22 protein-coding genes and 4 pseudogenes are annotated in these 22,731 nt (G+C 69.3%); 9 read left to right on the top strand and 17 right to left on the bottom strand.

Annotated features, from left to right (window positions below):
• Positions 1 to 359: 359 nt before the first annotated feature.
• The 4 genes and pseudogenes from ACFY9I_RS07715 to ACFY9I_RS07700 form a co-directional block, all read right to left on the bottom strand.
• Positions 360 to 563, bottom strand: coding sequence for a hypothetical protein (locus tag ACFY9I_RS07715; protein ID WP_390997994.1), 204 nt, complete (start codon positions 561 to 563; stop codon positions 360 to 362).
• A gap of 229 nt (positions 564 to 792) precedes the next feature.
• On the bottom strand, positions 793 to 1,065 hold the full coding sequence (locus ACFY9I_RS07710) for a hypothetical protein (protein WP_390997992.1): 273 nt from the start codon (positions 1,063 to 1,065) through the stop codon (positions 793 to 795).
• A gap of 20 nt (positions 1,066 to 1,085) precedes the next feature.
• Positions 1,086 to 1,408: pseudogene (locus ACFY9I_RS07705) on the bottom strand (helix-turn-helix domain-containing protein).
• Positions 1,405 to 1,740, bottom strand: a complete 336-nt coding sequence (locus tag ACFY9I_RS07700) for a type II toxin-antitoxin system RelE/ParE family toxin (protein WP_390997989.1) — start codon at positions 1,738 to 1,740, stop codon at positions 1,405 to 1,407. The pseudogene ACFY9I_RS07705 and the gene ACFY9I_RS07700 overlap by 4 nt, the downstream one beginning before the upstream one ends.
• Positions 1,741 to 1,975: 235 nt before the next feature.
• On the opposite strand from ACFY9I_RS07700, the gene ACFY9I_RS07695 reads away from it, so the two are divergent.
• On the top strand, positions 1,976 to 2,845 hold the full coding sequence (locus tag ACFY9I_RS07695) for a triacylglycerol lipase (RefSeq protein ID WP_254875131.1): 870 nt from the start codon (positions 1,976 to 1,978) through the stop codon (positions 2,843 to 2,845).
• Positions 2,846 to 2,939: 94 nt separating this feature from the next.
• Here the strand turns inward: ACFY9I_RS07695 and ACFY9I_RS07690 are convergent.
• A pseudogene (locus ACFY9I_RS07690) lies at positions 2,940 to 3,029 on the bottom strand (RidA family protein); the annotation flags it as partial.
• Between the two features lie 37 nt (positions 3,030 to 3,066).
• Complete coding sequence (locus ACFY9I_RS07685; protein WP_390997987.1) at positions 3,067 to 4,353, bottom strand: ISAs1 family transposase; 1,287 nt, start codon at positions 4,351 to 4,353, stop codon at positions 3,067 to 3,069.
• Between the two features lie 484 nt (positions 4,354 to 4,837).
• Between ACFY9I_RS07685 and ACFY9I_RS07680 the strand changes: the two genes are divergently transcribed.
• On the top strand, positions 4,838 to 5,728 hold the full coding sequence (locus ACFY9I_RS07680) for a phosphotransferase (RefSeq protein ID WP_390998122.1): 891 nt from the start codon (positions 4,838 to 4,840) through the stop codon (positions 5,726 to 5,728).
• Between the two features lie 110 nt (positions 5,729 to 5,838).
• Here ACFY9I_RS07680 and ACFY9I_RS07675 read toward each other — a convergent pair.
• The 3 genes and pseudogenes from ACFY9I_RS07675 to ACFY9I_RS07665 all read right to left on the bottom strand — a co-directional run bounded on the left by ACFY9I_RS07675 (position 5,839) and on the right by ACFY9I_RS07665 (position 8,795).
• A pseudogene (locus ACFY9I_RS07675) lies at positions 5,839 to 7,072 on the bottom strand (IS3 family transposase).
• 752 nt (positions 7,073 to 7,824) lie between these two features.
• Positions 7,825 to 8,223: pseudogene (locus tag ACFY9I_RS07670) on the bottom strand (integrase); the annotation flags it as partial.
• Between the two features lie 50 nt (positions 8,224 to 8,273).
• On the bottom strand, positions 8,274 to 8,795 hold the full coding sequence (locus ACFY9I_RS07665; protein ID WP_390997984.1) for a TnsA-like heteromeric transposase endonuclease subunit: 522 nt from the start codon (positions 8,793 to 8,795) through the stop codon (positions 8,274 to 8,276).
• 196 nt (positions 8,796 to 8,991) lie between these two features.
• Here ACFY9I_RS07665 and ACFY9I_RS07660 point away from each other — a divergent pair, with 196 nt between their 5' ends.
• The gene (locus ACFY9I_RS07660) at positions 8,992 to 9,351 is read left to right on the top strand and encodes a hypothetical protein (RefSeq protein WP_390997981.1); all 360 of its coding nucleotides are present in this window, start codon (positions 8,992 to 8,994) and stop codon (positions 9,349 to 9,351) included.
• 846 nt (positions 9,352 to 10,197) lie between these two features.
• Here the strand turns inward: ACFY9I_RS07660 and ACFY9I_RS07655 are convergent.
• Genes ACFY9I_RS07655 through ACFY9I_RS07645 form a run of 3 tightly spaced genes read right to left on the bottom strand, consistent with a single transcriptional unit; the run spans position 10,198 to position 13,933 of the window.
• Positions 10,198 to 11,217, bottom strand: a complete 1,020-nt coding sequence (locus tag ACFY9I_RS07655; protein ID WP_390997979.1) for an AAA family ATPase — start codon at positions 11,215 to 11,217, stop codon at positions 10,198 to 10,200.
• Complete coding sequence (locus ACFY9I_RS07650) at positions 11,214 to 13,274, bottom strand: Mu transposase C-terminal domain-containing protein (protein WP_390997976.1); 2,061 nt, start codon at positions 13,272 to 13,274, stop codon at positions 11,214 to 11,216. The genes ACFY9I_RS07655 and ACFY9I_RS07650 overlap by 4 nt, the downstream gene beginning before the upstream one ends.
• Positions 13,262 to 13,933: a TnsA-like heteromeric transposase endonuclease subunit gene (locus tag ACFY9I_RS07645; protein WP_390997974.1), complete on the bottom strand. Its 672-nt coding sequence runs from the start codon at positions 13,931 to 13,933 to the stop codon at positions 13,262 to 13,264. The genes ACFY9I_RS07650 and ACFY9I_RS07645 overlap by 13 nt, the downstream gene beginning before the upstream one ends.
• A 277-nt stretch (positions 13,934 to 14,210) precedes the next feature.
• Here ACFY9I_RS07645 and ACFY9I_RS07640 point away from each other — a divergent pair, with 277 nt between their 5' ends.
• Complete coding sequence (locus ACFY9I_RS07640) at positions 14,211 to 14,849, top strand: helix-turn-helix transcriptional regulator (RefSeq protein WP_390997971.1); 639 nt, start codon at positions 14,211 to 14,213, stop codon at positions 14,847 to 14,849.
• A gap of 116 nt (positions 14,850 to 14,965) precedes the next feature.
• Here the strand turns inward: ACFY9I_RS07640 and ACFY9I_RS07635 are convergent, their stop codons facing one another.
• Complete coding sequence (locus tag ACFY9I_RS07635; protein WP_390997969.1) at positions 14,966 to 15,394, bottom strand: SRPBCC family protein; 429 nt, start codon at positions 15,392 to 15,394, stop codon at positions 14,966 to 14,968.
• A 235-nt stretch (positions 15,395 to 15,629) separates the two neighbouring features.
• Between ACFY9I_RS07635 and ACFY9I_RS07630 the strand changes: the two genes are divergently transcribed.
• The gene (locus tag ACFY9I_RS07630; RefSeq protein ID WP_390997967.1) at positions 15,630 to 16,175 is read left to right on the top strand and encodes a Clp protease N-terminal domain-containing protein; all 546 of its coding nucleotides are present in this window, start codon (positions 15,630 to 15,632) and stop codon (positions 16,173 to 16,175) included.
• 60 nt (positions 16,176 to 16,235) lie between these two features.
• The gene (locus ACFY9I_RS07625) at positions 16,236 to 17,246 is read left to right on the top strand and encodes an EamA family transporter (protein ID WP_390997965.1); all 1,011 of its coding nucleotides are present in this window, start codon (positions 16,236 to 16,238) and stop codon (positions 17,244 to 17,246) included.
• A 161-nt stretch (positions 17,247 to 17,407) separates the two neighbouring features.
• On the opposite strand, the gene ACFY9I_RS07620 is transcribed toward ACFY9I_RS07625, so the two are convergent.
• Positions 17,408 to 18,100 (bottom strand): pyridoxamine 5'-phosphate oxidase family protein, encoded by a 693-nt coding sequence (locus ACFY9I_RS07620; protein ID WP_390997962.1) that lies wholly within the window; start codon positions 18,098 to 18,100, stop codon positions 17,408 to 17,410.
• A 35-nt stretch (positions 18,101 to 18,135) separates the two neighbouring features.
• Here ACFY9I_RS07620 and ACFY9I_RS07615 point away from each other — a divergent pair, with 35 nt between their 5' ends.
• The gene (locus tag ACFY9I_RS07615; protein WP_390997960.1) at positions 18,136 to 19,467 is read left to right on the top strand and encodes an aminotransferase class I/II-fold pyridoxal phosphate-dependent enzyme; all 1,332 of its coding nucleotides are present in this window, start codon (positions 18,136 to 18,138) and stop codon (positions 19,465 to 19,467) included.
• 9 nt (positions 19,468 to 19,476) lie between these two features.
• On the opposite strand, the gene ACFY9I_RS07610 is transcribed toward ACFY9I_RS07615, so the two are convergent.
• Complete coding sequence (locus tag ACFY9I_RS07610) at positions 19,477 to 19,686, bottom strand: hypothetical protein (protein WP_390997957.1); 210 nt, start codon at positions 19,684 to 19,686, stop codon at positions 19,477 to 19,479.
• A 38-nt stretch (positions 19,687 to 19,724) separates the two neighbouring features.
• On the opposite strand from ACFY9I_RS07610, the gene ACFY9I_RS07605 reads away from it, so the two are divergent.
• On the top strand, positions 19,725 to 20,630 hold the full coding sequence (locus ACFY9I_RS07605) for a LysR substrate-binding domain-containing protein (RefSeq protein ID WP_390997954.1): 906 nt from the start codon (positions 19,725 to 19,727) through the stop codon (positions 20,628 to 20,630).
• Positions 20,631 to 20,690: 60 nt separating this feature from the next.
• Here the strand turns inward: ACFY9I_RS07605 and ACFY9I_RS07600 are convergent, their stop codons facing one another.
• Positions 20,691 to 21,158: a pyridoxamine 5'-phosphate oxidase family protein gene (locus tag ACFY9I_RS07600; protein WP_390997952.1), complete on the bottom strand. Its 468-nt coding sequence runs from the start codon at positions 21,156 to 21,158 to the stop codon at positions 20,691 to 20,693.
• A 106-nt stretch (positions 21,159 to 21,264) separates the two neighbouring features.
• Between ACFY9I_RS07600 and ACFY9I_RS07595 the strand changes: the two genes are divergently transcribed.
• Entirely contained in the window at positions 21,265 to 21,999 is a 735-nt protein-coding gene (locus tag ACFY9I_RS07595; protein WP_390997950.1) for an isochorismatase family protein, read from the top strand.
• A 6-nt stretch (positions 22,000 to 22,005) separates the two neighbouring features.
• Here the strand turns inward: ACFY9I_RS07595 and ACFY9I_RS07590 are convergent, their stop codons facing one another.
• A complete protein-coding gene (locus tag ACFY9I_RS07590) occupies positions 22,006 to 22,506 on the bottom strand; it encodes a Rieske 2Fe-2S domain-containing protein (RefSeq protein WP_390997948.1) in 501 nt (166 codons plus the stop codon).
• Positions 22,507 to 22,731 lie beyond the last annotated feature (225 nt).

The following is a 22,731-nucleotide window of genomic DNA, read 5'->3' as shown; positions in this document are numbered from 1 at the left end:
AGAAGTCCGGCGAGTGTCACGACTTGAGAGTGGAAGACCATCGTGAGCGTCAGGTCGGGAGAAGCGGGCTTCCCGGTGCCGTCGGTGAGGATGCGGCGTGCCGTGTCGAGCGAATCGAACGGGTCGGCGGTCTCTTGCAGCCAGGTGAAGTAGATCTTGCGCGCGGCCGGGCGAACGTAGATCGGCAGGCGGGGAGGCGGGACATTGATCATCGCTGCCTGGCCGGCTTCCGAGCGGGACGAACGGACTCCGCGGCGTGATCCAGGGGATGGCGTCGAGGCCTTCCTTGGTGACGCGCTCGATGCCGTTGAGGATCGCGTCGATCGCGGCGCCCCGGATGGCGTGGGACAGCGCGCCGATCATCCCGTCGGTGCGGTTGTGCAGGTAGCGGTCCAGTTTGACCAGGCTGCGCGGTGGATGTCGTGGAGGATCAGGGTCTCTTCCATGGTCGCGATCAGCCCTTTCCATTCGTCGCCGTAGGGGAACGGGCTGGTGGGGACGAGGGTGAAGCGGCCCGCGATCTGAGCGCCTCGCGTGCCGACCAGCAGTTCACTGGTTTCCAAGTCGATCCCGGCGTGGGCGAAGGTCGCGGGGATGCGCTCGGCGAAGCTCCACCCCAGCCGGTACAGCCATCCAGCACCCCCAGCGCGCTCAACCGCGCGACTAGGTTCGCTGAGACAGCAGGGCCCCGGGGAGAATCCCGTCGCTCCCGGTTTGACCGGTTGATCATCGATGCCCGGGCATGAGACGAGCACGGCTCTTGTGGATCACGGAGTTCTCTGACCGGAAAACTCAACGGTCAGGGTGCCAGACGGACACCAGGATGGAGCGGGCGACGGCGACCAGGGCTTTCATGTGGCCGCGGCGTTTGATGATCCTGCGGTAGCGGGCGCCGAGGAAGGTGTCGGCCCGTGCGGCGGAGATCGCTGCTTCGCCGAGGGTGCCGCGGAGCCAGGGGTTGCCCTTGCCGGTGGGGCCGGAGGTGTTCTTGTTTTCAGGACTGGAGGGTGCGTGGGGAGAGTGCCCCGCCCTGCTCCTCACCCCGACCGCGTTCGCGAGTTTCATCGCGCGGTTGTAACCAGGCTTCAGGCCGCGTGCGGAGTGAACGCGACCCTGGAGTCGCCCTCGTCGATGGCCAGGTTCAGAGTGCCGCCCAGGGCCTTCGCCAGGCGGCGCAGCAGCGGGAGGGTGGGGACGGTATCGCCGCCCTTCATCCGGGACACCTGCGGCTGAGTCATCCCGGCTCGTTCGGTCAACTCCGCCTGGGACAGGTCGAGTTCGATCCGGCGGTCGTAGACGGCCTGACCCAAGTCGCCGGCCAGCCGCGCGTCGACGTACTCCTGGTGTACTCGACCGCCTCTCCCGCAAGCTGCCGGGTCCGGCGCGTTCTCCACGTGCTGTGATTCATCGGCTCTCCCTACGCCGATCGTCGATGTGCTCGGCCCGGCCGTGCTCGGTCTCGCAGACCTTCTGGGCCTGATGTGCACGTTCGGCCTCTGCCGCCTCGCGCATCTTCGTCTTGCGGAACACCGTCAGCAGAACGATCCGCTGTCCTGGGGCGAGCCAGTACGGGATGCGTACAGCTTCGCCGTCCAACTCGAAGCGCAGTTCACGCAGCTTGCCGCCCAGGTGACGAGAGTACGGCTCACCGAGCGTTGTCGGCTCGTCCAGGAGATGGTCCGTCTTGTCCTCCACCCGCCGGTAGAGGCGCAGCGGAAGTAACTCCAGCCAGTTCCGCACCTCGGGCTCGATCTAATGGCATAGCGCAAGCTCGCGCGGACCTCGGATAGGTCGAGCGCGCGTTCTTTTCCCGCAGCCACGCCGTAGCCACCGACGCGCGCGGATCCCGAAGAACCCCGTTTCGTAACCCGAAGAGTTATAGGTACCCCTTGCGCCCGGCCCTCCCCATGCTGGTGATCGTCCTGCCGAGGGCAGGGCGGAGTGACAAGGTCAACGGGGAAACGGAGAGCGTGTGATGGGGATCAGGGCGAGGGTTGTGGCGACGGCTGCCACGGCGGTGTTCGCGGGGCTTGGTGTCGTGGCTACGGCCCTGCCGGCGGCAGCGGCGACCACGCCGAAGGGGAACAACAGCAGCAACGAGGACGTGCTGTTGGTGCACGGGTACGACCCGGTGTGGGAGGCGAAGTTCGACTGCAACGACTACTTCAAGGACATCCGCAAGGACCTCAAGGACTACCGGTGGAAGGGGAAGGTGCGGGGGGTCGCCTTCTACAAGGGTGACTGGAACTGTGACTTCCGGATCGCCAGTGGGGATCGGGACACCGGGCTGAAGGACCTGGGGAAGAAGCTCGCGAACAAGATCTACAAGGACTACACGGCGAAGGGGAAGTCCGTCGACCTCGTGGGACACTCCATGGGCGGCCTCATCATCCGCGCCGCGCTGACCGGCGTCGCCAAGAAGGAAGCCGGGTTCCCGAAGAAGCTGTTCGTCGAGGACGTGGTGACGCTGGGGACGCCGCACGCGGGGACCAACTGGGGCTGGGGGCACTCGTACCAGCAGACCAAGGACATGCGGAAGAACTCGTCGCTCATCAAGTGGCTGAAGAACAACCCGCAGTCCACGCAGCCCACCGACTGGACGGCGATCGGCAGTGACAGCGACGCCATCGTCTCGGAGTCGTCGGCGACCGCGGGCGGCTTCAAGCACTGGGTCCGCTACGACAACCTCCCGGGCAAAGACGACCACGCGGCCCTCAAGTCGGTCCGGACGGGGCTGCACAAGCTGAAGTACCGCAACTCGCCCTCCGCGGCGACCGGTTGGAAGACGGCCGGCTCTCCTGCCCCCTGGACGACCTCCGCGCTGTTCCACTACACAAAGTGGTGACACGCCGGCACCACTGACACCCCGCCACCACTGACTCGGGCGCCGTCGGGACCATCCCGGCGGCGCCCGCCGTTGCCTGAGAACGCCCAAAAAATCAGTCCAGTACGGCGACCGCCTCGATCTCCACCAGGTGCTCCGGTACGTCCAGCGCCGCCACCCCGATCAGCGTCGCCGGGGGCCGGTGGCAGGGCCCCGGGGAGAATCCAGTTCGCCCGTTTTGATCACGGGATGCCGTGCAGGTTGAGGGCGGCGTCGGGGCGGGTGTGAGCGCGTCGGCCGCTGGCGATGTTGGTCCAGCCGGCCCGATCGAGGGCCGTGCGGGTCAGGTCGCGCAAGGCGCTCATGACGGCCGGGGTGTGGTGACGTCGGACCTGGCTGGCGTCCTCGGCGAAGGTGACGTCCTTTGTCCAGTGGACGGTGTTCTCGATGATCCAGTGGCCGCGGGCCCAGGAAGCGATCTCGGCGGGGGATGCCTGGTGGGCGGGCAGGTCGGTGACTGCGTAGACCGTCTCGGTCTGCCACTTCTTCGCACTGAGGGACCGGCGTTTGCGGTGGATGCGAACGACCTGGCGGGCGTATGGGAAGAGCAGGCCGTCCACGGAGACTACCTTCACCTCCCGTACCTCCTCGCGGCCGTGCCCCCGGTCGCGTGAACGGTCAAGGACAGGTGCCTTGCCCCAAGGCAACTTCCTCAACTGCCCCGCGAGCGTGGGCTGGTTGTTCTTCACCGACAGCAGGTAGTGCGCGTGACGGTCCTCGACGAGGTAGCGGGCGTGACCCTTCTGCGCGTGCATCGCGTCGACCGTGATCACGGCCTCGTGCAGGTCCGAGTAGTCGATGGTGTCCAGGAGCGGGGCGAACTCAGGAATTTCGTTGCTCTTCGCGCCGATCTCGCGCAGGGCGGCCGTCAGTGCGTCGTCGTGACGGACGGCGGTCAGGACGAACATCCGGCTGCCGTCGGCGCGGACGGCTCCGCGCAGGCACTTGCCGTCCACGGCGAACGCCCGCCGCCTCAGCCGGACCGGGTCCGGGGCAAGCACGGCGGCTCGGTGGGCACGGCGCTGTTCGCGTTCGGGGACGCCGTCGGGGCTCAGCGGTCCGGTGGCGGGCGACGCCAGCGCAGTGAGCCGGGCGAAACCCGCGTCGGTCAGCGCGCCGGGATCCACTTTGGCGAAGGCGTCCCGCAAGGTCCGCTCGCCCGGAGCCCGATACCGGCCGGCGAACGGATCGAACGGGCAGCCCAGACGGGCCAGCACCTTCTGATCGCACCGACGGGCCCATTCCGCGATCGCAACCAGGGAGTTGTGCCCGGCCGCCGTCATCGCGCACACCCCGATCGCAAGCAGCGTGGCCAGCCGATATCGAACGCCCCGCGGATCACGCGGGTCGGGCACCTTGGCCAGTGCCCGGAGCAGCCCGTCCGCCGACACCTCCCCGACCGCACCGGTGGACGAGCAGGGCGACGTGCCCAGGGACACGGACATGAGGGAGGATGGAGCGACGAGCACGGCAGCCTTGCTGATCCGGGAGCGTAGAGAACTCCATGATCCACAAGAGCCGTGCTCGTCTCATGTCCGGGCATCGATGATCAACCGGTCAATCCGGGAGCGACGGGATTCTCCCCGGGGCCCCGGCTGAGACAGAAGCCCGAACGACTCGGTTCGTTGAGAAAACGACTCGATTGAGTGAGACAGGACAACGATGTCCTTTGACAGCGAAGTTAGTCGGTTGCGATGCCCTGACCTTGAGCGACTAGGTTCGATGGCAAACGACCGCTCTCCGTCGGTGCCTCTCGTGTCCCGTCTCAGGTGATCATGTCCGAAGCCGCAGCTGTGACCTGGGGCGACCGGAACGGTTGAGACACCTGGGTGGCCGAAAAAATCTCAGTTGATCTGGAACCTGGCGTCTGAATAACTGGCTGTCGTCTCAGTTGATCTGGACTGCTTCCGTCGTTTTCGAGCTGGGCCAGTGGAAGGGCCTGCGAGATTGATCATGCACGATGACCAAGTGGACGTGACCACCGACATCGTTGCGACTTTGATCCAAGAACAGTTCCCTCAGTGGAGCGGCAAGGCGATCCGACTCCTGCCGTCGACCGGGACGGTCCACGCCATTTTCCGCATCGGGGACGACCTCTCCGCGCGTTTCCCGCTGCGTCTGACCGGTGCCGCGGAGGCGCTGGCGGTTCTGGAACGGGAAGCCCAGGCGAGCGCGGAGCTGGCACAGGTGTCTCGGTTTCCCGTTCCGGAACCCGTCGCCCTGGGAAAGCCTGGAGCGGGTTATCCCATGCCGTGGTCGGTCCAGACGTGGCTGCAGGGAACGGTCGCCATCGATGCTGACCCGAGTGGGTCGGACGCTTTCGCCGAGGACCTTGCGGCCTTCATCGCGGCTCTACGGGAAGCCGAGACGCGGGGTCGGCTTTTCAGCGGCGACAATCGCGGCGGCGTTCTCGCTCACCACGACGCCTGGATGGAGAAATGCTTCGAGGCGAGCCAGGGGCTGCTCGAGGTGCCCCGGCTGCGCCGACTGTGGCGCCACTACCGGGAGTTGCCGCGCACGAGTGCCGACGTGATGAGTCACGGCGACCTGATTCCCGGCAATGTACTCGTCGCGGGAGACCGGCTCGGCGGCGTCCTCGACACCGGCGGATTCGGCCCGGCCGACCCCGCACTGGATCTGGTCAGCGCCTGGCACCTGTTGCAGCCGGGCCCACGGGAAGTGCTCCGGCGGACACTGGCCTGCGACGATCTGGAGTGGGAGCGCGGCAAGGCATGGGCCTTCGAACAGGCGATGGGGCTTGTCTGGTACTACGTCGAGAGCAATCCGACGATGAGCAGAATGGGGCGCCGGACACTCGACCGCATTCTGGAGTCGACGAAGTGATGCCGCCCCGGTCGTAGGCCGCGGCAGAGATGATCGCTTGTCGCCCCCGCCGACACAGCACCAACGCGAACAGGGGCCTTCCCCCGTGAAGGTGGGCACGCGGTTATTGATCACGCGGCGAGCGTGAGTTTAGCGGTGTGGTGTCGGTGTTCGTATTCGTTGGGGCTGAGGTGGCCGTTGGCAGAGTGTCGACGGCGGGTGTTGTAACGGGTCAGCCAGGCAAATACCGCCCTTCTGCAGGTGCCGGCGTCGCCGTAGTCGTGGGCGTCTTGGAGGGTCTCGCGTTTCAGGGAGGCGTGGAAGCTTTCGCAGGCCGCGTTGTCGGCGCTGGTGCCGACCGCGCCCATCGACCGGGTCACCCCGAATTGGTCGCAGAGATCGGCGAAGGCCCGGGAGCCGTACTGGGCTCCGTGGTCGGAGTGGAACACCGCCCCGCTGAGGCTGCCCCGGGTCCGGACGGCCATCCGCAGCGCGTCGGCGACCAGGTCGGTGCGCATGTGGTCGGCGATTGACCAGCCGACGACCTTGCGGCTGAAGCAGTCCAGCACGGTCGCGAGATAGAGGAACTCCCCGTTTTCCAGGGGGAGATAGGTGATGTCGCCCATGTATTTCGGGCCGGGTTCGGTGGCGGTGAAGTCCCGCTGGAACAGGTCCGGGACCGGTGAGGTGGCCGGGTCGGGGATCGTGGTGCCACGCGTCTGCGCAGGCGGATGCCGGTGATGGAGAACGTCCGCATGATCCGGGCGACCCGTTTTTCGTTGACCCGCCGCCCTTTCCCGCGGAGCTCGGCCGTCACGCGCGGGGAGCCGTAGGCGCCGCCGGACTCGCCGTGGATCTCGCGGATCTCCTCGGCCAGGACCCGGTCCTTGTGCTGCCGGGTGGCCCGGGCCTCGGCACCGGCGAGCCACTTGTAGTAGCTGGACCGGTTCACGTCCAGGACCTGGCAGAGCCGCTTCACCTCGTAGGTGGCCCGGTGGTCGTCGACGAACTGGAAGCGGCTCATCACCAGTTCGTCTCTCCGGCGAAATACTTGGCCGCCTTGCGGAGGATGTCCCCCTCGGTGGCGAGCTTGCGCTCACTCGCCTCGAGCTCGGCGATTCGGGCCTCCAGTTGCCGCACCCGCTCGTCCGGATCAGCGGACGGCACCTCCTTTTGAGGGGTGCCCGGCTTCGCAGCCGCGGCGGTGACGCCACGGCGTTCGCGGTCCCGCAGCACCCACTCCCGCAGGGTCGCCCGGTTGACGCCCAGGTCAGCGGCGATGCTCTTGTAGGTCGCCCCGGGTGTGGACTCGTACAGGGCCACGGCATCGGCCTTGAACTCGTCCGAGTAGTCCTTCATCGCCATCGGCGGTCTTCTCGCTTCCTCCGGATCAAGCAGATCCAGTATCAGCGTGTCCACCACTCAGGGGGAGGCCCCCAGATCTCGGCTGAGGCGGGATATCTCGGCTCGATTCAGGAATTACTGAAAGCGACCCTGCGGAGAGCGGGGGGGCCTCCTTTTGCGGCATTGTGCCGTGGAGGGCAGTACTGGCGAACGTAGTGGCGGAGCACCCTGTAGGACACGGAGGCTTCGTGGTCGTCCATGAACCTCAGCCATATCTGTTTCGGCCCGAGACCCTCATCTGCCATGGCCCGGATGTCCTTGATGAGGTCGTTGTCGAAGCCTCCGTACCTCCGGTCGACTCCTCGGGGAGGAGGTTGCACGGTGTCCCGGGCGAGGCGGACGAGACGTCGAGGGACTTGGTGCCGTAGGGCCAGGTTCTGAATGGTGTGACCTCTGCGGGCGTCGCTGTAGATGAGCAGGGGGAGATGGGGCTGGCCGGGGAACAGCTCTGTTCAAGATGTGCGTGGGTTGGGTTTCATGCGGCCGCGCGGGGAGCTGGCGTCAGCGAGTACCCGGTCCAAGGACTCCTCGGGGCGTCCGGAGACGGCGGCCAGACGGGCGAGTTGGGGCTTGCCGAACCAAAAGGGCGGTCCGTTGAGGAAACAGTGCAGGTAGCTCGGCTTGATGGTTCGCGCGGGCGAGGCGGCGGACGTAGGAGTCGGTGATCTCGCCGGCGCAGGGGCGTAGTCGAACCGGCAGTGCAGCAGCCAGATGACGATCCACTCGTCCAGCAGGCCCTGGAGCTCGGGCAGGGACCACAGCGGTTCGTTCTCCAGGCCACGGCCCCGGTGGTCCACCGAGCGGCCGGTGTAACCCGCGACGAACTGCGCGAACAGCGTCGCCACCGAACCCAGCGTCTTCTCGATCGCGCCTTTCTCGAAGGGCGACGCCTTGTGCGTCGGCTGGAGGCTGATGCCCAAGTAGCGGCAGGACGCACGGAAGTTGTTCGAGATGAAGACCTTGCCGTGGTCGCAGACGATCGTGTCCGGCACGATCACCGGCCTCGCAGCCGCGTACTCCAACCGCTCGTCCAGGGACAGCAGCCGCCGGTGCGGCAGCACTGATCTCGACATCCGAAGTGCGTCCGACCAACCAGGACGCATCATCGCCGGTCACCGGCCGCATCCGCGCCGGCCATCAACGGGACCGGTGTCGCGAAGACCTACCGGAGACGGTCCACGACCGGCCCGCGCCGGCACCGGGGATGCCGGTAACGCGACAGCCACCGCACATTCGCCAGCAACACCTCCTGCGGAACCCCGACCCGCTCGAAGCCCCACCCCGCCTGACGGCAGGCCCGGCGCGTCACCTCGAACGCCTCCGCGTCCCTCGGCCCGATCCGCTCGTCCGCACGGACATCGACGACCACCGCCGAGCCGTCCGCGCGGCGCACGAAGTAGTCCGGGGCGTGACGACGCTCCCGCTCGCCGTCACGCCAGTGCAGCCAGAACGGCTGCGAGCCAATGCCCACCACGTTCGGGTCGAAGTCCATCAGCAGCAGCCGGTCCCGCTCCAGCCGCGACTCCGGGGCCACGTGACGCCCGGTCGTCGCCGCGCAGTACCAGCCCGGGAAGTGACGCTCACCGCGCGACCAGCGGAACGTACGTACCGGAGCGGCATCCTCGAATCGGCCCGTCACGCAGTCCCGCAGCGGACGCCGACGGCGTTCGTGCACCGCGTCCACGTACGACAACTCGAAGCACGGCCCCGCCTGCTCTGAGTGAGACAGGACAACGATGTCCTGTGACAGTGAAGTTTGACCATCGTCAGCGAAGTTTGACCGCCAGCCATCCCGTGCCGCCAAAGGCGGTCGCTGTGGCTGTGGCCTGGGGACCGCGGAAGCACCGGTGCGTCAGCGGCAGACTCATTATGGTCGGTTCATGGCAGCCGACATCGAGCAGTTAGCGACACAGATACGTGATCTGCATGCCGCATTCGACATCAGCGAGTGGGAGCCGAGTCCGGCTGAGCACGCGTGTGCCATCCGCATCCTGGAAGCGGTCGCCGCGCGCCCTCTTGGTGAGGCGATCGTCCAAGGTATGAGGCCGGTGGCTCCCGGCGGAAGCTTGGCTGAGGACTCCCGTCTCGGGCCCGCTGCGGTCTCCTGTGCTGTCTACTTTCGGCGTTCGGCGGACCCGTTCTCCGTGGCTGGTGAACAGTTTCAAGGCAGCTTCCTCGATCTGCTTCGGAAGATCACGGGCCGTCCGGAGGAGGGCTCGGTGGTTGTGGGGCGTCGGTGACGTTCACGAGCAGGCGTGTGGCAGTCCCTTCTGCGGTGAGTGCTGATTTCCGCTGCCGGTATGCCTTCTGGCGGCAGCGCTGTGAGCATGTCCGGCGTTGTTGCTGGCAGGGCCCTGCTGGTAGTGGCCCTCCGCAGGTCTCGCAGGGTCTCGTTGATGCAGTGGGGGCTGGTTCGGGTGGCTGGGGTCGTGGTGCGGGCTGGAGTGTCGGCGATGTCACCGGCGGTGGAGAAGGTGGGTTCGCGGGAGGCTGCCTGAGCTGTTGGCGACGTGCTCGCTGGCGGCATCGGTCTGAGCATGTCCGGCGTGCTGCTGAGAACATCGGGCCGTCGCAGACCGGGCAGACTCGTGGTCCGGATGGATCAGCCGGGGCTGCCTCGGCCAACCACTTTTCTTCGTGCTTGAGGTAGTTGGCGCGTCGGCAGGCGGATGAACACAGGCGATAGCGCTGTCCGGGCTGGATCTTCATGCTCTTCCCGCACTCTCTGCAGGGGGCCTTCTGAACTGGAGCCCGCGGATGCCGTTTCCGGTATGCCTTCTCGCGGCAGGCCTGGGAACAGCGCAGGGCCTGGCGGCCGATGACGTCTGTGGGCGGTATCTGCGCGTCGCACTCCAGGCAGCGCCTCGTTTCCAGGGTGGCCACCAGCGTCTCCGGGGCGCGGCCGGTCGCGGCGGCCAGCCGTGTCCAGCTGGGAAGACCGAGTTGTTCGGGCGGTTCGCAGAGGTAGGTCCGCAGGTAGCGGGGCGGAAGATGGTTGGCGTGGGCCAGGCGGACGATGAAGGACCGGATGCCTTCGCCGGACCGGGGCCGGACCTGGAAGGGCAGGACGCGGACGTTCTCGTGGGTCATCGGGAGGATGTGGGCCTGCGGAAGTGAGGCGATTCGGCGGCGACGTCCAGCGGGACGGCCTTCAGCCCGGCTTTGGTGATCTTCTCGGTGCCGTTGTAAATAGCGTCGATCGCGGCTCCGCGGATCTGGTGGGAGAGGGCGCCGATCATGCCGCCGGTGCGGTCGTGCAGGTAGCGGTCCAGTCTCGCCAGGGTGCCGGGCCGGTGCTGCCGCAGGGCAAGGGTCTTCTCCATGGTGGCGACCAGGCCCCGCCACTCACTGTTGTAAGGGAAGGGGTGGGTGGGGATCAGCGTGAAACGGCCGGCGATCTGGGCTCCGCGGGTGCCCGTCAGCAGACTGCCGTGTTCGATGTCGATGCCCGCGTAGATGAACGTCGCGGGGATCCGCTCGGAGAAGTACTTGAGGGTGTCGGAGACTTCGGCGCCGTGCTGGGTGGTGAGCGAGATGTTGTGGAGTTCGTCGACCAGGATCATGCCGGTGCGGGCGTCGGTGCAGACACCGACGACGGACTCGATGAGGTCGGTGATGTTCATGCGGGCCATCACTGGCAGCCCGAGGAAACGGGCGAACTCGGCCGCGATCATGCGGGGTGTCGCGGCGGGCGGGACGGTGATGTAGATGACCGGTTTGCGGTCGGTGGCGGTGGGGTGCCGGGCCCGGTCCAGTAGTTCGTGGGACAGCCCGAGCTGGGTGATCGCGATGGTCTTCCCGGTGCCGGCGGGGCCGGAGACGATCAGGCCCCGGCGTGCACTGATCGCGTGCCGGTTCAGCACGACCAGGCGGCGTCCGGTGGCGACGGTGTGCCGGACGACGGAGGCGGCGACCACCAGCAGACGGCCGTGATGGTCAAGACGCGCTTCGTCGAAGGCCGCCTGGCCGGCCTCGCCCAGCGCGTCGTACTGAGTGTCGGTCAGCCGGGGCGGCGGACCCGGTGGGTATTCGACGAAGCGGCGCCAGCCGTCGATCGTGGTCAGGTGCCGCGGGGAGTCCTGGGGCAGAGCGGACGACGCCGTCATGAGCGCTTCCAGGGGTCTTCCAGCGGGTCGAACAGTCCGAGCGGGATCACCTCGGCCACAGACTCCTCGCCTTCGTCCGCTTCGTCGTCTGGCTCCGTTTGAGCACCGGCAACGGACGCCGGAGTAAGCGGACCTGCGGCTTTCGTGCGGGCCACCACCCGCCGGTCGCGCTTGCCGGGCCCCGGACCGGGCTCGGTGTGCGGGCCGCCGTGGGCTCGGGTGAGCAGGGCGGCGACCGCGTCAGCGATCTCCGCCTCGGTGGCGCGGGGCAGCTGGTGTCTGACGTGGTCCCAGGCCAGGTCACCGAAGGGAACCGGTGCCCGGTTCAGGTGCTTCCAGGTGGCCGGGACCCACTCGTTGTCACCGCGGTGGTTGCGTACCCAGATCCGGGAGACGTCGTAGGGGTCGCGGTGGATCTCCCAGAGGCCGCGTTTCGCCCGGACGCCGGAGTTCTGGCGGCGCATCGGCCCCAACGCCCGGCTGTCGTAGGTGCGGTTCTTGATCCGGATGCCGTAGTCGTTGACCACCCGCCATTCCGCGGGCAGGAGTTCGACGTAGTCGTCGCCGCTGAGTGCGACCGGGACGTAGCCGCAGGCCTCCACCAGGGCGGCGTACTTCTCGTTCGGCGTGAACAGCCGGCCTGGGTGGACCGGATCGCGCAGACCGTCGGGCCTGCGGTTCTGCCACTTCGCGACGATCCACTCATCCAGAAGCTCCTGCAACTCCAGCAGGGACCACACTCGTTCGCGTTCCAGGTTCCGGCCGCGGTGGTCGCTGCTGCGGCCTGTGTAGGTGGGCAGGAACTGGGCGAACAGCGTGGCCACCGAGCCCAGCATCTTCTCGATGTGTCCCTTCTCGAAGGGCGAGCCCTGGTGGGCCGGCTGCACTTCGATCTCTAGGAAACGGCAGGAGGAGATGAAGTTGCGGGAGAGGAAGGCCTTGCCGTGATCGCAGACGGTGATCTCCGGGACGATCACCGGCCGGGCCGCCGCATGGGCCAGCCGCTCGTCCAGGGCAAGCAGCCTGCGGTGCGGCAGCACCGAGCGGGACATCCTGAGCGCGTCCGACCAGCCAGGCCGCATAAGTTCGGGAGTGACGGTGCGGGCCAGCAGCACGCTGGCGTCCACGGCTTTCGTGGTCGGCCGCAGCACCGCCGCGGTCAGCGTCCTGGTCGCGACATCGATCATGGCGGTGAGCTCGACTCTGCCCGTGACGCCGTTGTCGAGGAGGACCAGCACGTCCAGCGGGGTGGAGTCGATCTGCATGACCTCGCCCGGTGCGAAGACGGGCAGTTCCCCGTGCGGAGTCGTGGCCCCGTGGGCCCTGGACCGGCGGGTCACCGCCGAGCCGGACGTGTGGGTGCCCGAAGTCAGCTTCGCCAGCAGCCGGTAGAGCGTCCTCTGTGAGGGAAGCCCAGCCCCCTGCCCGCCAGGTGTCTCTTTGAGGATCTCGCCGGTCCGCCACAAAATGAACGTCCCCGTGCGGGTCGAGGCGTCCACCGCTTCCTTGATCGCCTGCCGCATCGCGGCCACCACCGCATCGTCGACCTCCCCGAACTCGGCCGTCCTGCGGACCGGCCGGTGATCGGCCAGACCCAGCACCCCGCGTTCCTGGTAGCGACGCCTTCGGTGGGCGACCGTACTGGCAGAGACCTTGTGACCAGCGGCAGTCAGCTCAGCGGCCTTCGACCGCTGCCGGGCGGTCAAGGACCGCCCCGGCCCGTACTCAGGCCGGGCCGTCGTGCCGGGCTCGGCATCGGGCGGCAACCCGTGCAGGACCTCCAGAATGTGGCCCTCCCACCACAGGGCCTTCTCCACCTCCCGGGCGGGAAACGCCTCCAGCAGCGAGGCCGCCGGCAACGGCATCCGAACCGGGCTGCTCACGACCTCGAAATCGGCCGCCGCGAACAACTCGAGCAACGGCACGACCCGATACGGCTCCTCGCCATCCGTCAGCGTCACCGCCTGGGCGGCAACGGCGAGCACTCCGCGGATCCGGCCCTCGAACCGCACCCGGTCACCGACCGCGACTTGCCCCGGCCGCCTCATCCTGCCCATGCCGCCCGCCCCTCGGCCCAGACGAGACTGTCCGCCTGCAGCACCGCTGACTTCAGGTCCGTGCCCAGCCGCCCGGACCACAGCAGATGGAACAGCACCGGCAGGACCTGCAGCCGATCGCCCACCTGTCCGGCTCCCGACCACAACGGCAGCGGTTCCTCGAAGACCTCCACCAGCGAGGCCGCCAACCCCTCCGGGCGTCCCGAGCGGCTCCGCCGGTAGCGGGCCAGCCAGCGCATGTTCGCCATGAACACCGGCTCCGGCGTGCCCATCCACGCAAACTCCCAGCCCACCGCCTCACAGGCCCGACGCGCCGCCGCGAACGCCTCCCCGGTCCGCTCGTCCAGCCGGTCCGCGGACCGGACATCGACCACCCTCGCCCGCCCGTCAGCAAGGCGTACGAAGTAGTCAGGCGCATGGCGACGCTGTTCCGGACCGTCCGGCCAGTGCAACCAGAACGGCTGCGAGGCGATCCCGACCACCCTCGGCTCACGGTCTAGCAAGATCAGGCAGTCCCGCTCCAGCCACGACTCGTAGCCCACATGCCCGGCGGTCGTCGCCGCGAAGTACCAGCCCGGGAAGCTCTCCCCACCCTTCGCCCACCGGAACTCACGTACCGGCTGAACGCCCTCGAACCGCGTACTCCACAACTGGCCCAACGGCCCGCGGCAACGCTCACCAGACTCAAGAAAGTCGAGTTCAAAGGCGGATAACGACGGATCTCCGTACGCATGAGCCGGTGCCCCCACCACGCCTCCAACCGCAAGGGTCAAAGTTCGGTGGCAGGAACGTACCGATGGTCAAACTTCAGTGGCAATCGAACGAGATTCGCTGTCACAGGACATTGAATCGGCGCACTCGAGGATTGTCATGCGACAGGTTCCGATATATCGTTGAGACATCGCGACAGATCAACGATGGAATGGAGTGATTGCGATGCGTTCCCGTGGACAGGACTTCGGATTCGAGCGTGGGCATGGACGCCGTGGTGGGGAGCACCACCGCGGTCGAGGTGATGTCGAGGCGCTGCGCGCCGCCTTCGGGCCCTTCGGGCCGGGCCATGGTGGCCCCGGACCGTTCGGACCCTTCGGCGGTGGCCCCTGGGGTGGGCGCGGTCGTGGCGGACCCAGGGGGAGGGCGCGCCGCGGTGACGTACGCGCTTCGATCCTGGCCCTCCTCAAGGACAGGCCCATGCACGGCTACGAGATGATCCAGGAGATCGCCGAGCGCAGCGGCGGGGCGTGGAAGCCCAGCCCCGGTTCGGTTTACCCCACACTCCAGTTGCTGGAGGACGAGGGGCTGATCGCCAGTGCGACCGAAGGTGGCAAGAAGCTGTTCTCGCTCACCGAGGCCGGTCGCACCGCGGCCGACGAGGGCCCCGAGGCTCCCTGGGAAGAGGCCTCGCGTGGGGTCGACTGGGAGGCGCTGAGCGAGATCCGTCAGGCCGGCTTCGGCCTGATGGAGGCGTTCGGTCAGGTCTGGAAGACCGGTGACAAGGACCAGCGGGACAAGGCGCTGGCGGTGATCAACGAGGCCCGCAAGAAGATGTATCTGATCCTCGCCGACGAGGACTGACCGTCATTTGCAGGGCTGCAGGGCTGCAGGGCTGCAGGGCTGCAGGGCATGAGAGGGCGCCCCGCGAAGTTTTGGCGGGGCGCTTTCGCGTGGGCGCCGGCCGCCCGAGGGCCGCGTCACGTCACCAGGGCGCCCAGCCTGCGCAGGGACTCGTCGAGTGCGGCCGTGGCGGAGTCCCTGATCCTGCTTGCCATCAAGGAGACCGCCGCGCCCGTGAACCGGCCGTCGATGCGCACCGTGGTGGCGTCGCCGTCGGGGGTGAGGGTGTAGCGGGTGGCGAGGTCCACGGCCATCGGGCCCTTGCCGTGGATGGCCAGGGTCCGGGTGGGTTCCAGTTCGGCGATGGTCCACTCGACCTCGGCCGGGAAGCCCATGAGCTTGAGGTTCTCCTGGAAAGTGCCGCCCACTTCGAGGGTCTCGGGGCCGCCCGCGGGGAAGCCGGTGTGGGTCGTGTTCCAGTCGCCGTACGCGGACCAGTCGACGAGCCGGGCCCAGACCTGCTCGGCGGGTGCCTCGATGCGTGCCTCCGCGCTGACATCGGCCATGCGAAAACCCCTTCGGCTCGGACGGTGGTGTCGCGGAACGTAGCGGTGGGGCCCGGAACATTCAATACTGATGAAGCGTCAGGAACCGGCGCTCGTGTGTCCGTCGGGAGCGTCGGTCGTGCAGGGTACGAGTGGGGCGGTCGCGGGGCGGTTGGGCGTGATCTCATCCGTAGGGAGGAGACGGGACCCGTCCCTACGCAACCTGTGTCGGACCCGAAGATGCTGCCTTCTGTGGATGACTCGGGCCGCTGGGGCTGATGGGGTGGAGGGCGTGCGACCCCTTCCCCGGCAGTCGGCCGTAGACCGTCGTCCGAACCACGCGGAGATCGAGAACAGGCTCACCGAGGAGCTGGCCTCGGTGGTCGCCGGTGCGCGCAGACGGGCCCTCCGTGACGGGGACCGGCAGATCGACACGGCCCATCTCCTGCACACCCTCCTGGAGTCCGACCCCGAGGTCCGTGCCGTCTTCGCCGGCCCCCAGGTCGCCCGGCTGCTCGGCTACCTGGTTCAGCGCAGCATCGGCTACGGGCTGCGCTGGCAGGTCGGGGTCGAGGACGCCGGTGCCGCACCCGGCGTGCCGGGCACGCCCGGCTGGTCACCGGTGGCGGCCCGGTCCATGACGCAGGCGTACGCGTGTGCCGTGCGGCGGGGTGAGCGGCTGACCCATGGCGTCGATCTGCTCGTGGCGCTGGTCGCGGCCACCGGGTCGCGGGCCGTGGAAGTGATGGGCGCGGTGGGCATCGATGTCGGGGCGGTCGCGCGGCGGTTCGCGTCCGTCTGATGTCCAGCCGGTGAGACAGGTGCCATCGAGGATGACGCTCCTGTCGTCGGCTGCCATCATGTGCCGGTGCACACGTCTCAGGGGAGTCAGCGGCAACACGGGCGGAGTGTCGGACTGGGGCTCGCGCTCGGGTCCGCCGTCGCCTTCGGCGGATCGGGTACCGCGGCCAAGCCGCTCATCGAGGCGGGGCTCGACCCGTTGCACGTCGTGTGGCTGAGGGTCGCGGGCGCTGCTCTGGTGATGCTGCCGCTGGCCGTGCGCCACCGCGATCTTGTGCGCCGCCGGCCCGCGCTGCTCGCCGGGTTCGGGCTGCTGGCGGTGGCCGGAGTGCAGGCCTTCTACTTCGCCTCGATCTCCCGCATTCCCGTCGGGGTCGCCCTTCTCGTCGAGTACCTCGCGCCGGCGCTCGTCCTCGGTTGGGTGCGGTTCGTGCAGCGGCGGCCTGTGGCGCGGGCCGCCGCTGCCGGTGTCGTCCTGGCGGTCGGCGGCCTCGCCTGTGTCGTGGAGATCTGGGCGGGGTTGAGATTCGACGCGGTGGGGCTGCTGCTCGCGCTCGGCGCGGCCTGCTGCCAGGTCGGGTACTTCGTGCTGTCCGACCAGGGGAGCGACGCGGGCGCTGAGGCGCCGGAGCCGCTCGGGGTCATCGCCTACGGGTTGCTCGTGGGTGCGGTGGTGCTCACGGTGGTGGCCCGGCCATGGGGGATGGACTGGGCGGTGCTCGGCGGTGTGGCCCGGATGGACGGCACGGCGGTACCCGCGTGGGTGCTGCTCGCGTGGGTCGTACTGATCGCCACGGTGCTCGCCTACGTCACCGGGGTGGTGGCCGTGCGGCGGTTGTCTCCCCAGGTGGCCGTGGTGGTGGCGTGCCTCGAAGCGGTTGTCGCGACGGTGCTGGCGTGGGTGCTGCTGGGGGAGCGGCTCTCGGCGCCGCAAATCGTGGGTGGGGTGGTGGTGCTGGTGGGGGCGTTCGTCGCGCAGCGGTCCACACCGGCGAAGAGTGTGTCGCGGTCGGTGGCGTCCGGTGGGGAAAGGGCCGCACCTGCGCTGTCCGCGCGCAGTGGCCGCACCTGAGTGTCGGCGCGGAGTGGCCGGTGAAGCGGCGGGAAGTCCTGGTTGTTCGTGAACCGCCGGTTGCGGGTCGCTCGCGCGGTTCCCGCGCCCCTGACGGGCTGCGCCCTGACGGGCCGCTCGATGACGGGCTGCGCCCCTGACGGGGCGCGGCCCGGGGGCGGTCAGCGGGACAAGGCCTTGAGATAGTCGGGGATCTCCGTGCCGGGGGCCAGGTGCGGGTCCGGGACCGGGGTTTCATAGCCCTTGCGCAAAGGGAGGACGCCGGCCCAGTGGGGGAGGGCGAGGTCCTCGGGCTCGTCGTTGACGCCGCCGGTGCGGGTCTTGGCGGAGACCTCGTTCAGGTCGAGGCGGATCACGGCGGTGGCCGCGGACTCCTTGGGGCTGGCGGGCCGGGAGTCCCGCGAGCGGCCCGGCACGACCTGGTCCACGAGGGCGTCCAGAGCGATCCGCCGCTCCTCCGGGTCGGTGACCTGGTGGGCGGTGCCGTGCACCACCACCGAGCGGTAGTTGATCGAGTGGTGGAAGCCGGAGCGGGCCAGGATCAGGGCGTCCACATGGGTGACCGTCAGGCAGACCGGGAGACCCGGGTCGGCCCGGCCCGTCATCCGCAGCGGGCGTGAGCCCGTCGAGCCGTGCACATAGAGCGTCTCGCCGACCCGTCCGTACAGCGTGGGCAGGACCACCGGGGCGCCGTCCCTGACGAAGCCGAGATGGCAGACGTAGCCCTCGTCGAGTATCGCGTGCACCAGTGCCTTGTCGTACGCCGCCCGCTGCGGGGCCCGGGTCGGGACGGTGCGGTCGGTGGGGGTGTAGGCGGCGGAGGTCGATGGCGTCGGCTGCCAGGGTCCCGTCATTGCGCTCTCCCTTGCACTAGTGCATAATCTTGTTTGTGCTAGGAGAATACAGGATCACTGGGCGGCGTGCGGCTGAGATCGCGGCGAGCGTCGAGCAGGGGGTAGGGGCGGGCGAGCTGGAACCAGGGCAACTGCTGCCTCCCATGCGGGAGTTGGCCGAGCGGCTGGGTGTGAACCCGAACACCGTCGCCGCCGCCTACCGCACGCTGCGCGAGCGCGGGGTCATCGAGACCGCCGGGCGGCGCGGGAGTCGGGTGCGGACCCGGCCGGCCACGACGGGACGCGAGTACATCCGGGTGGAGGTCCCCGAGGGGGTCCGGGATCTCGCCGACGGCAATCCCGACACGACGTTGCTGCCGCGCCTCGCGGAGGTGTTCGCGGCCGCCGCCGAGCAGGGCGACCGCGAGCCCGTGCTGTACGGATCGGGTGCTGTGGAGCCCGAGTTGGCGCGGATCGCACGGGCAGACCTCGACGCGGACGGGGTGCCCGACGGTCCGGTCACCGTCACATCCGGGTCGCTCGACGCCATCGAGCGGGTCCTCTCCGTCCACCTCAAGCCCGGGGACGCCGTCGCCCTCGAGGACCCGGGGTGGGGCAGCGTGCTCGACCTCGTCCCGGCGCTCGGGCTGCGCGTCGTCCCGGTCGGCGTCGACGACGAAGGGCCGCTCGCCGACGACGTACGCAAGGCGCTGGAGGGCGGTGCACGGGCCCTGATCGTCACCGACCGGGCGCAGAACCCGACCGGTGCGGCCGTCAGCGCCCCCCGCGCGCGGGCCCTGCGGGCCGTGTTGGAGGAGTATCCGGAGACCCTGCTCGTCGAGGACGACCACGGCTACCGGATCGTCGACCAACCCCTCCATCCGCTGGCCGGTGTCACCCGCGGCTGGGCCTTCGTGCGGTCGGTCGCCAAGGCGTACGGCCCCGACCTGCGCCTCGCGGTGCTCACGGGGGACGCCGCGACCGTCGACCGGGTGCGGGGGCGCCAGCGGCTGGGGCCGGGCTGGGTGAGCCGACTGGTGCAGCGGGCCGTGGTGCGGTTGTGGACCGGCGGCACGGTGGACGCGGCGGCCGTGGCGGCGGCGTACGGGCGCCGGCGGGAGGCGCTGATCGGGGCGCTCGCCGAGCGCGGGGTCGAGGCGCACGGGGTCAGCGGGATGAACGTGTGGATCCGGGTCCCGGACGAGACCGGGGCGGTCGCCCGGCTGTTGCACGCCGGCTGGGCCGTCGCGCCCGGCGCCCGCTTCCGGATGAACGCCCCGCAGGGGATCCGGATCACCGTCTCCACGCTCGCGGAGGAGGAGATCGGGCGGGTGGCGGACGCGGTGGCCTCGGCCATCGGCCGGGTCCCGGCGGGCGGGTACGTGTGACCGTCGGTGTCAGGTGCGGGGCCTGGCCTGTGTCAGGGCCCGCGCCCGCCAGGGCGATCGCCGCGCCGACCGGGAGACGGAGAGGGCGGCGAAGCGCAGCCGCCAGGAGACGGCGGCGCGAGGACGTTCGGGGGCGGGGGCGGGGGCGGGGGCGGGGACTCGGGTGGACGCGGCGGCGGTCATGCCCGCGACGATCGCGCCGACAATCTCGTAGCACAAGCGAGAATCAGTGAGCTGATCTGCGTAGTGTTGCTTATGTGTTAAACCTTGAGCGCCTGCGCACCCTGGACGCCCTCGCCCGGCACGGCTCGGTCAGCGGCGCGGCCGACGGGCTGCATGTGACGACCTCGGCCGTCTCCCAGCAGATGGCCAAGCTGGAGCGGGAGGTCGGGCAGCGGCTCCTCGCCAAGAACGGGCGGGGCGTACGCCTCACCGACGCGGGGCGGCTGCTCGCCGAGCACGCCGCGCGGATCCTGTCCCAGGTCGAACTGGCGCAGTCGGATCTGGAGGCGCAACGGGGGCAGGTCGTCGGCGAGCTGCGGCTCGCAGCGTTCCCCACGGCCGTCCGAGGGCTGTTCCCCGCAGTGTTGCGCGCGCTGCGGGAGGACCATCCGGCGCTGCGCGTGCGCTCGAGGGAGCTGGAACCCCAACTCGCCATCGACGCCGTGGTCCGGGGGGATGCGGACCTGGCCGTCGTCCTCGACTGGTACGACAAGCTCCTGCCCGTGCCGGAGGGGCTCGCCAGGGCCGCGATCCTCGACGACCCGGTGGAGGTGGCGCTGCCGGAGGACCACCCGCTCGCCGGCCGGGACGAGATCGACCTGCGGGAGCTCGCGGACGAACCGTGGGTCGCCTGGCCCGAGGGCGAGTTCTGCCACGAATGGCTGCTCCACACCCTGCGCGCCAACGCCATCGAGCCCCACATCGCCCACCGGGCAGGCGAGCACCACACCCAACTCGCCCTGGTAGCCGGCGGATTGGGTATCTGTCTCGCGCCCCGGCTCGGCCGCGACCCGATGCCCTTCGGTGTGCGGACCGTGCCGGTGCGGCCCCGGGTCCACCGCAGCGTCTACGCGGTGTGGCGGGCGGACGCCGACCGTCGCCCTTCGATCAGGGCGGCGGTGGAGGCGTTGGGCGCGGCCGCCCGCGGGGCGCGGCGCTGATCAGCGGGACGGGGCCCACGCCACCGGCCTTGTCGTGCCCGACGTGCACGACGTGCCGGGTCACGGCGACCCCAGCTTGCGGAAGTCCCAGGACGTGATCGCACCCGGTGTGAGGCGCAGCCAGGCGTGCCTGCCGTCGTGGGGCATCTCGTCGAGGCCGAAGTTCTTGCGGGCGAACAATCGCTCCACCTCGGCGAGTTCGTTGTTCGGCTCGCCCGTGCGAGGTGCCTCGCCGATGAAATCGACGCTGCCGGACAGCTCGACGCCGCGCAGTTCGCCGTACTCCTCGCCCGCGTCGACCACGACGGCGCAGCGCGGATCGCGGCGCAGCGCGGCCCAGCGTTTGCTACGGGTGATCGAGTACAGCCAGAGCGAGGTGCCGTCCCAGACGAACCAGAGCGGGCTGACGTGCGGGGCTCCGTCGGACGAGACCGTCGCGACCCGGCAGGTCCGTTGTGCGCTCAGGAACGCGTCCAGTTCCGCGGGCTCCATCATGATCTTCCGGCCCCGGCGCTGAGTGACGGTCATGGGATCCCCTCCGCTGACGTGGCGTCAGAAGAGCATCGGGCGTCTTCCGTCCATGTGCAAGGGGCGTTACGCTCGCCCGCCCGATCGCCGACGACCAGGGGCCGCCATGCCGTCGTACGCGAGTGAGTCGAAGCCGAAGTCGAACTCGAAGTCGGAGCAGAAGTCGGAGTCGCAGTGGGAGTCGAGGTCGAGGAGGGAACGGGACCTGCGCGGGCTTCTCGATCCCGTCGGCACCGTCCTGCTCACCGTCGAGTGTCAGCGGGGCGTCGTCGGACCGGACGGCGCGCTGCCCGAACTCGCCCGGGAGGCCCGGACGTCGGGGGTGCTCGACAACGTGGCCCGGCTCGTCGCCGCCGCTCACGCCGGCGGGGTGCAGGTCCTGCACGCCATCGCCGAGCGGCGGCCCGACGGGCGGGGCGCCAACCACAACGCCCGCCTGTTCCGCGCGGCCGAACGGCTGCCCGTACGGCAGGTGACGGGCACCTCGGCCGTCCAGGTCGCGCCGCCCATCGAGGTCGCCGAGGAGGACCTGATCGTTCGGCGGCTGCACGGGCTGTCGCCGCTGGCGGGCACCGACGTGGACGCGCTGCTGCGCAATCTGGGGTGCCGCACGCTGGTCGTCGCCGGTGTCTCGGCCAACGTGGCCGTACCGAACGCGGTCTTCGACGCGGTGAACCTCGGCTACACGGTCGTCGTGCCCGCGGACGCCATCGCGGGGGTGCCTGCCGACTACACCCCAGCGATGATCCGCCACACCCTCGCGCTGGTCGCCACGGTCGCGACCACGGACGAGGTGCTGGCCTGCTTCGGCCCGCCGGAGCGGCGGGCCGCGAGTATCTGACGGACGTCAGGCCAGCATGATCGACTCGCCGGAGACGCTGACCTCCTTGGCCGGCAGCGCCTTGGTCGCCGGGCCGCTCTTCACGCTGCCGTCGGCGATCGAGAAGCTGCTGTTGTGACAGGGGCAGTTGATCACGCCGTCGGCGATCGACTTCACGGCACACCCCTGGTGGGTGCACACGGAGGAGAACGCCTTGTAGGTGCCCGCCTCCGGCTGGGTGACGACGACGCCCTCGCTCGCGAAGATCTTGCCGCCACCCTCGGGGATGTCCGACGTCTTGGCGATCGCCGTGCCGCCGGCGCCACCGGAGGTGGCACCGTCGCTCGCCTCGGCGGTCGGCTCACCGCTCGTGTCACCGCCGGCCCCGGCACCGGACGACACCGAGGTCGAGGAGTCGTCCTCGGACCCGCACGCGGTCAGCGCGACGGCGAGCCCCGTCACACCGGCCGCCGCCATGACGGTACGGCGGCCCGGGATCGACGAGGGTTTGATCGATTCGCTGGTCATGCTGACGGTTCCTTCCGAGATGGCCTTCGCACTTACGCCCATGGATACGGGCAGGCCCTGCTTGAACGTTCAGACAGGGTGCACATCTTGACCTGTCCGAGGTCACGATCGCGTCAAATGAAGCTGTCTTGGAGCTGTCAGTTGGCGGCGCCGCCGGACGGACCGCCTGGCCTCGGCCTCGATCGCGTCGGCCGGAGGTCGGACTGGGCCTGTCCGCGTGGATCG

It is taken from the genome of Streptomyces sp. NPDC012510 (assembly GCF_042955065.1).
Lineage (GTDB): Bacteria > Actinomycetota > Actinomycetes > Streptomycetales > Streptomycetaceae > Streptomyces.
This window is presented reverse-complemented; position numbering and strand designations above follow the sequence as displayed.

Bases quoted from the DNA above. Each gene is read 5' to 3' on its own strand.
- ACFY9I_RS07710 (WP_390997992.1), bottom strand. From the start codon at position 1,065: ATGAAACTCGCGAACGCGGTCGGGGTGAGGAGCAGGGCGGGGCACTCT.
- ACFY9I_RS07695 (WP_254875131.1), top strand. From the start codon at position 1,976: ATGGGGATCAGGGCGAGGGTTGTGGCGACGGCTGCCACGGCGGTGTTC.
- ACFY9I_RS07680 (WP_390998122.1), top strand. From the start codon at position 4,838: ATGCACGATGACCAAGTGGACGTGACCACCGACATCGTTGCGACTTTG.
- ACFY9I_RS07660 (WP_390997981.1), top strand. From the start codon at position 8,992: ATGGCAGCCGACATCGAGCAGTTAGCGACACAGATACGTGATCTGCAT.
- ACFY9I_RS07655 (WP_390997979.1), bottom strand. From the start codon at position 11,217: ATGACGGCGTCGTCCGCTCTGCCCCAGGACTCCCCGCGGCACCTGACC.
- ACFY9I_RS07650 (WP_390997976.1), bottom strand. From the start codon at position 13,274: ATGGGCAGGATGAGGCGGCCGGGGCAAGTCGCGGTCGGTGACCGGGTG.
- ACFY9I_RS07640 (WP_390997971.1), top strand. From the start codon at position 14,211: ATGCGTTCCCGTGGACAGGACTTCGGATTCGAGCGTGGGCATGGACGC.
- ACFY9I_RS07635 (WP_390997969.1), bottom strand. From the start codon at position 15,394: ATGGCCGATGTCAGCGCGGAGGCACGCATCGAGGCACCCGCCGAGCAG.
- ACFY9I_RS07630 (WP_390997967.1), top strand. From the start codon at position 15,630: ATGACTCGGGCCGCTGGGGCTGATGGGGTGGAGGGCGTGCGACCCCTT.
- ACFY9I_RS07620 (WP_390997962.1), bottom strand. From the start codon at position 18,100: ATGACGGGACCCTGGCAGCCGACGCCATCGACCTCCGCCGCCTACACC.
- ACFY9I_RS07600 (WP_390997952.1), bottom strand. From the start codon at position 21,158: ATGACCGTCACTCAGCGCCGGGGCCGGAAGATCATGATGGAGCCCGCG.
- ACFY9I_RS07595 (WP_390997950.1), top strand. From the start codon at position 21,265: ATGCCGTCGTACGCGAGTGAGTCGAAGCCGAAGTCGAACTCGAAGTCG.
- ACFY9I_RS07590 (WP_390997948.1), bottom strand. From the start codon at position 22,506: ATGACCAGCGAATCGATCAAACCCTCGTCGATCCCGGGCCGCCGTACC.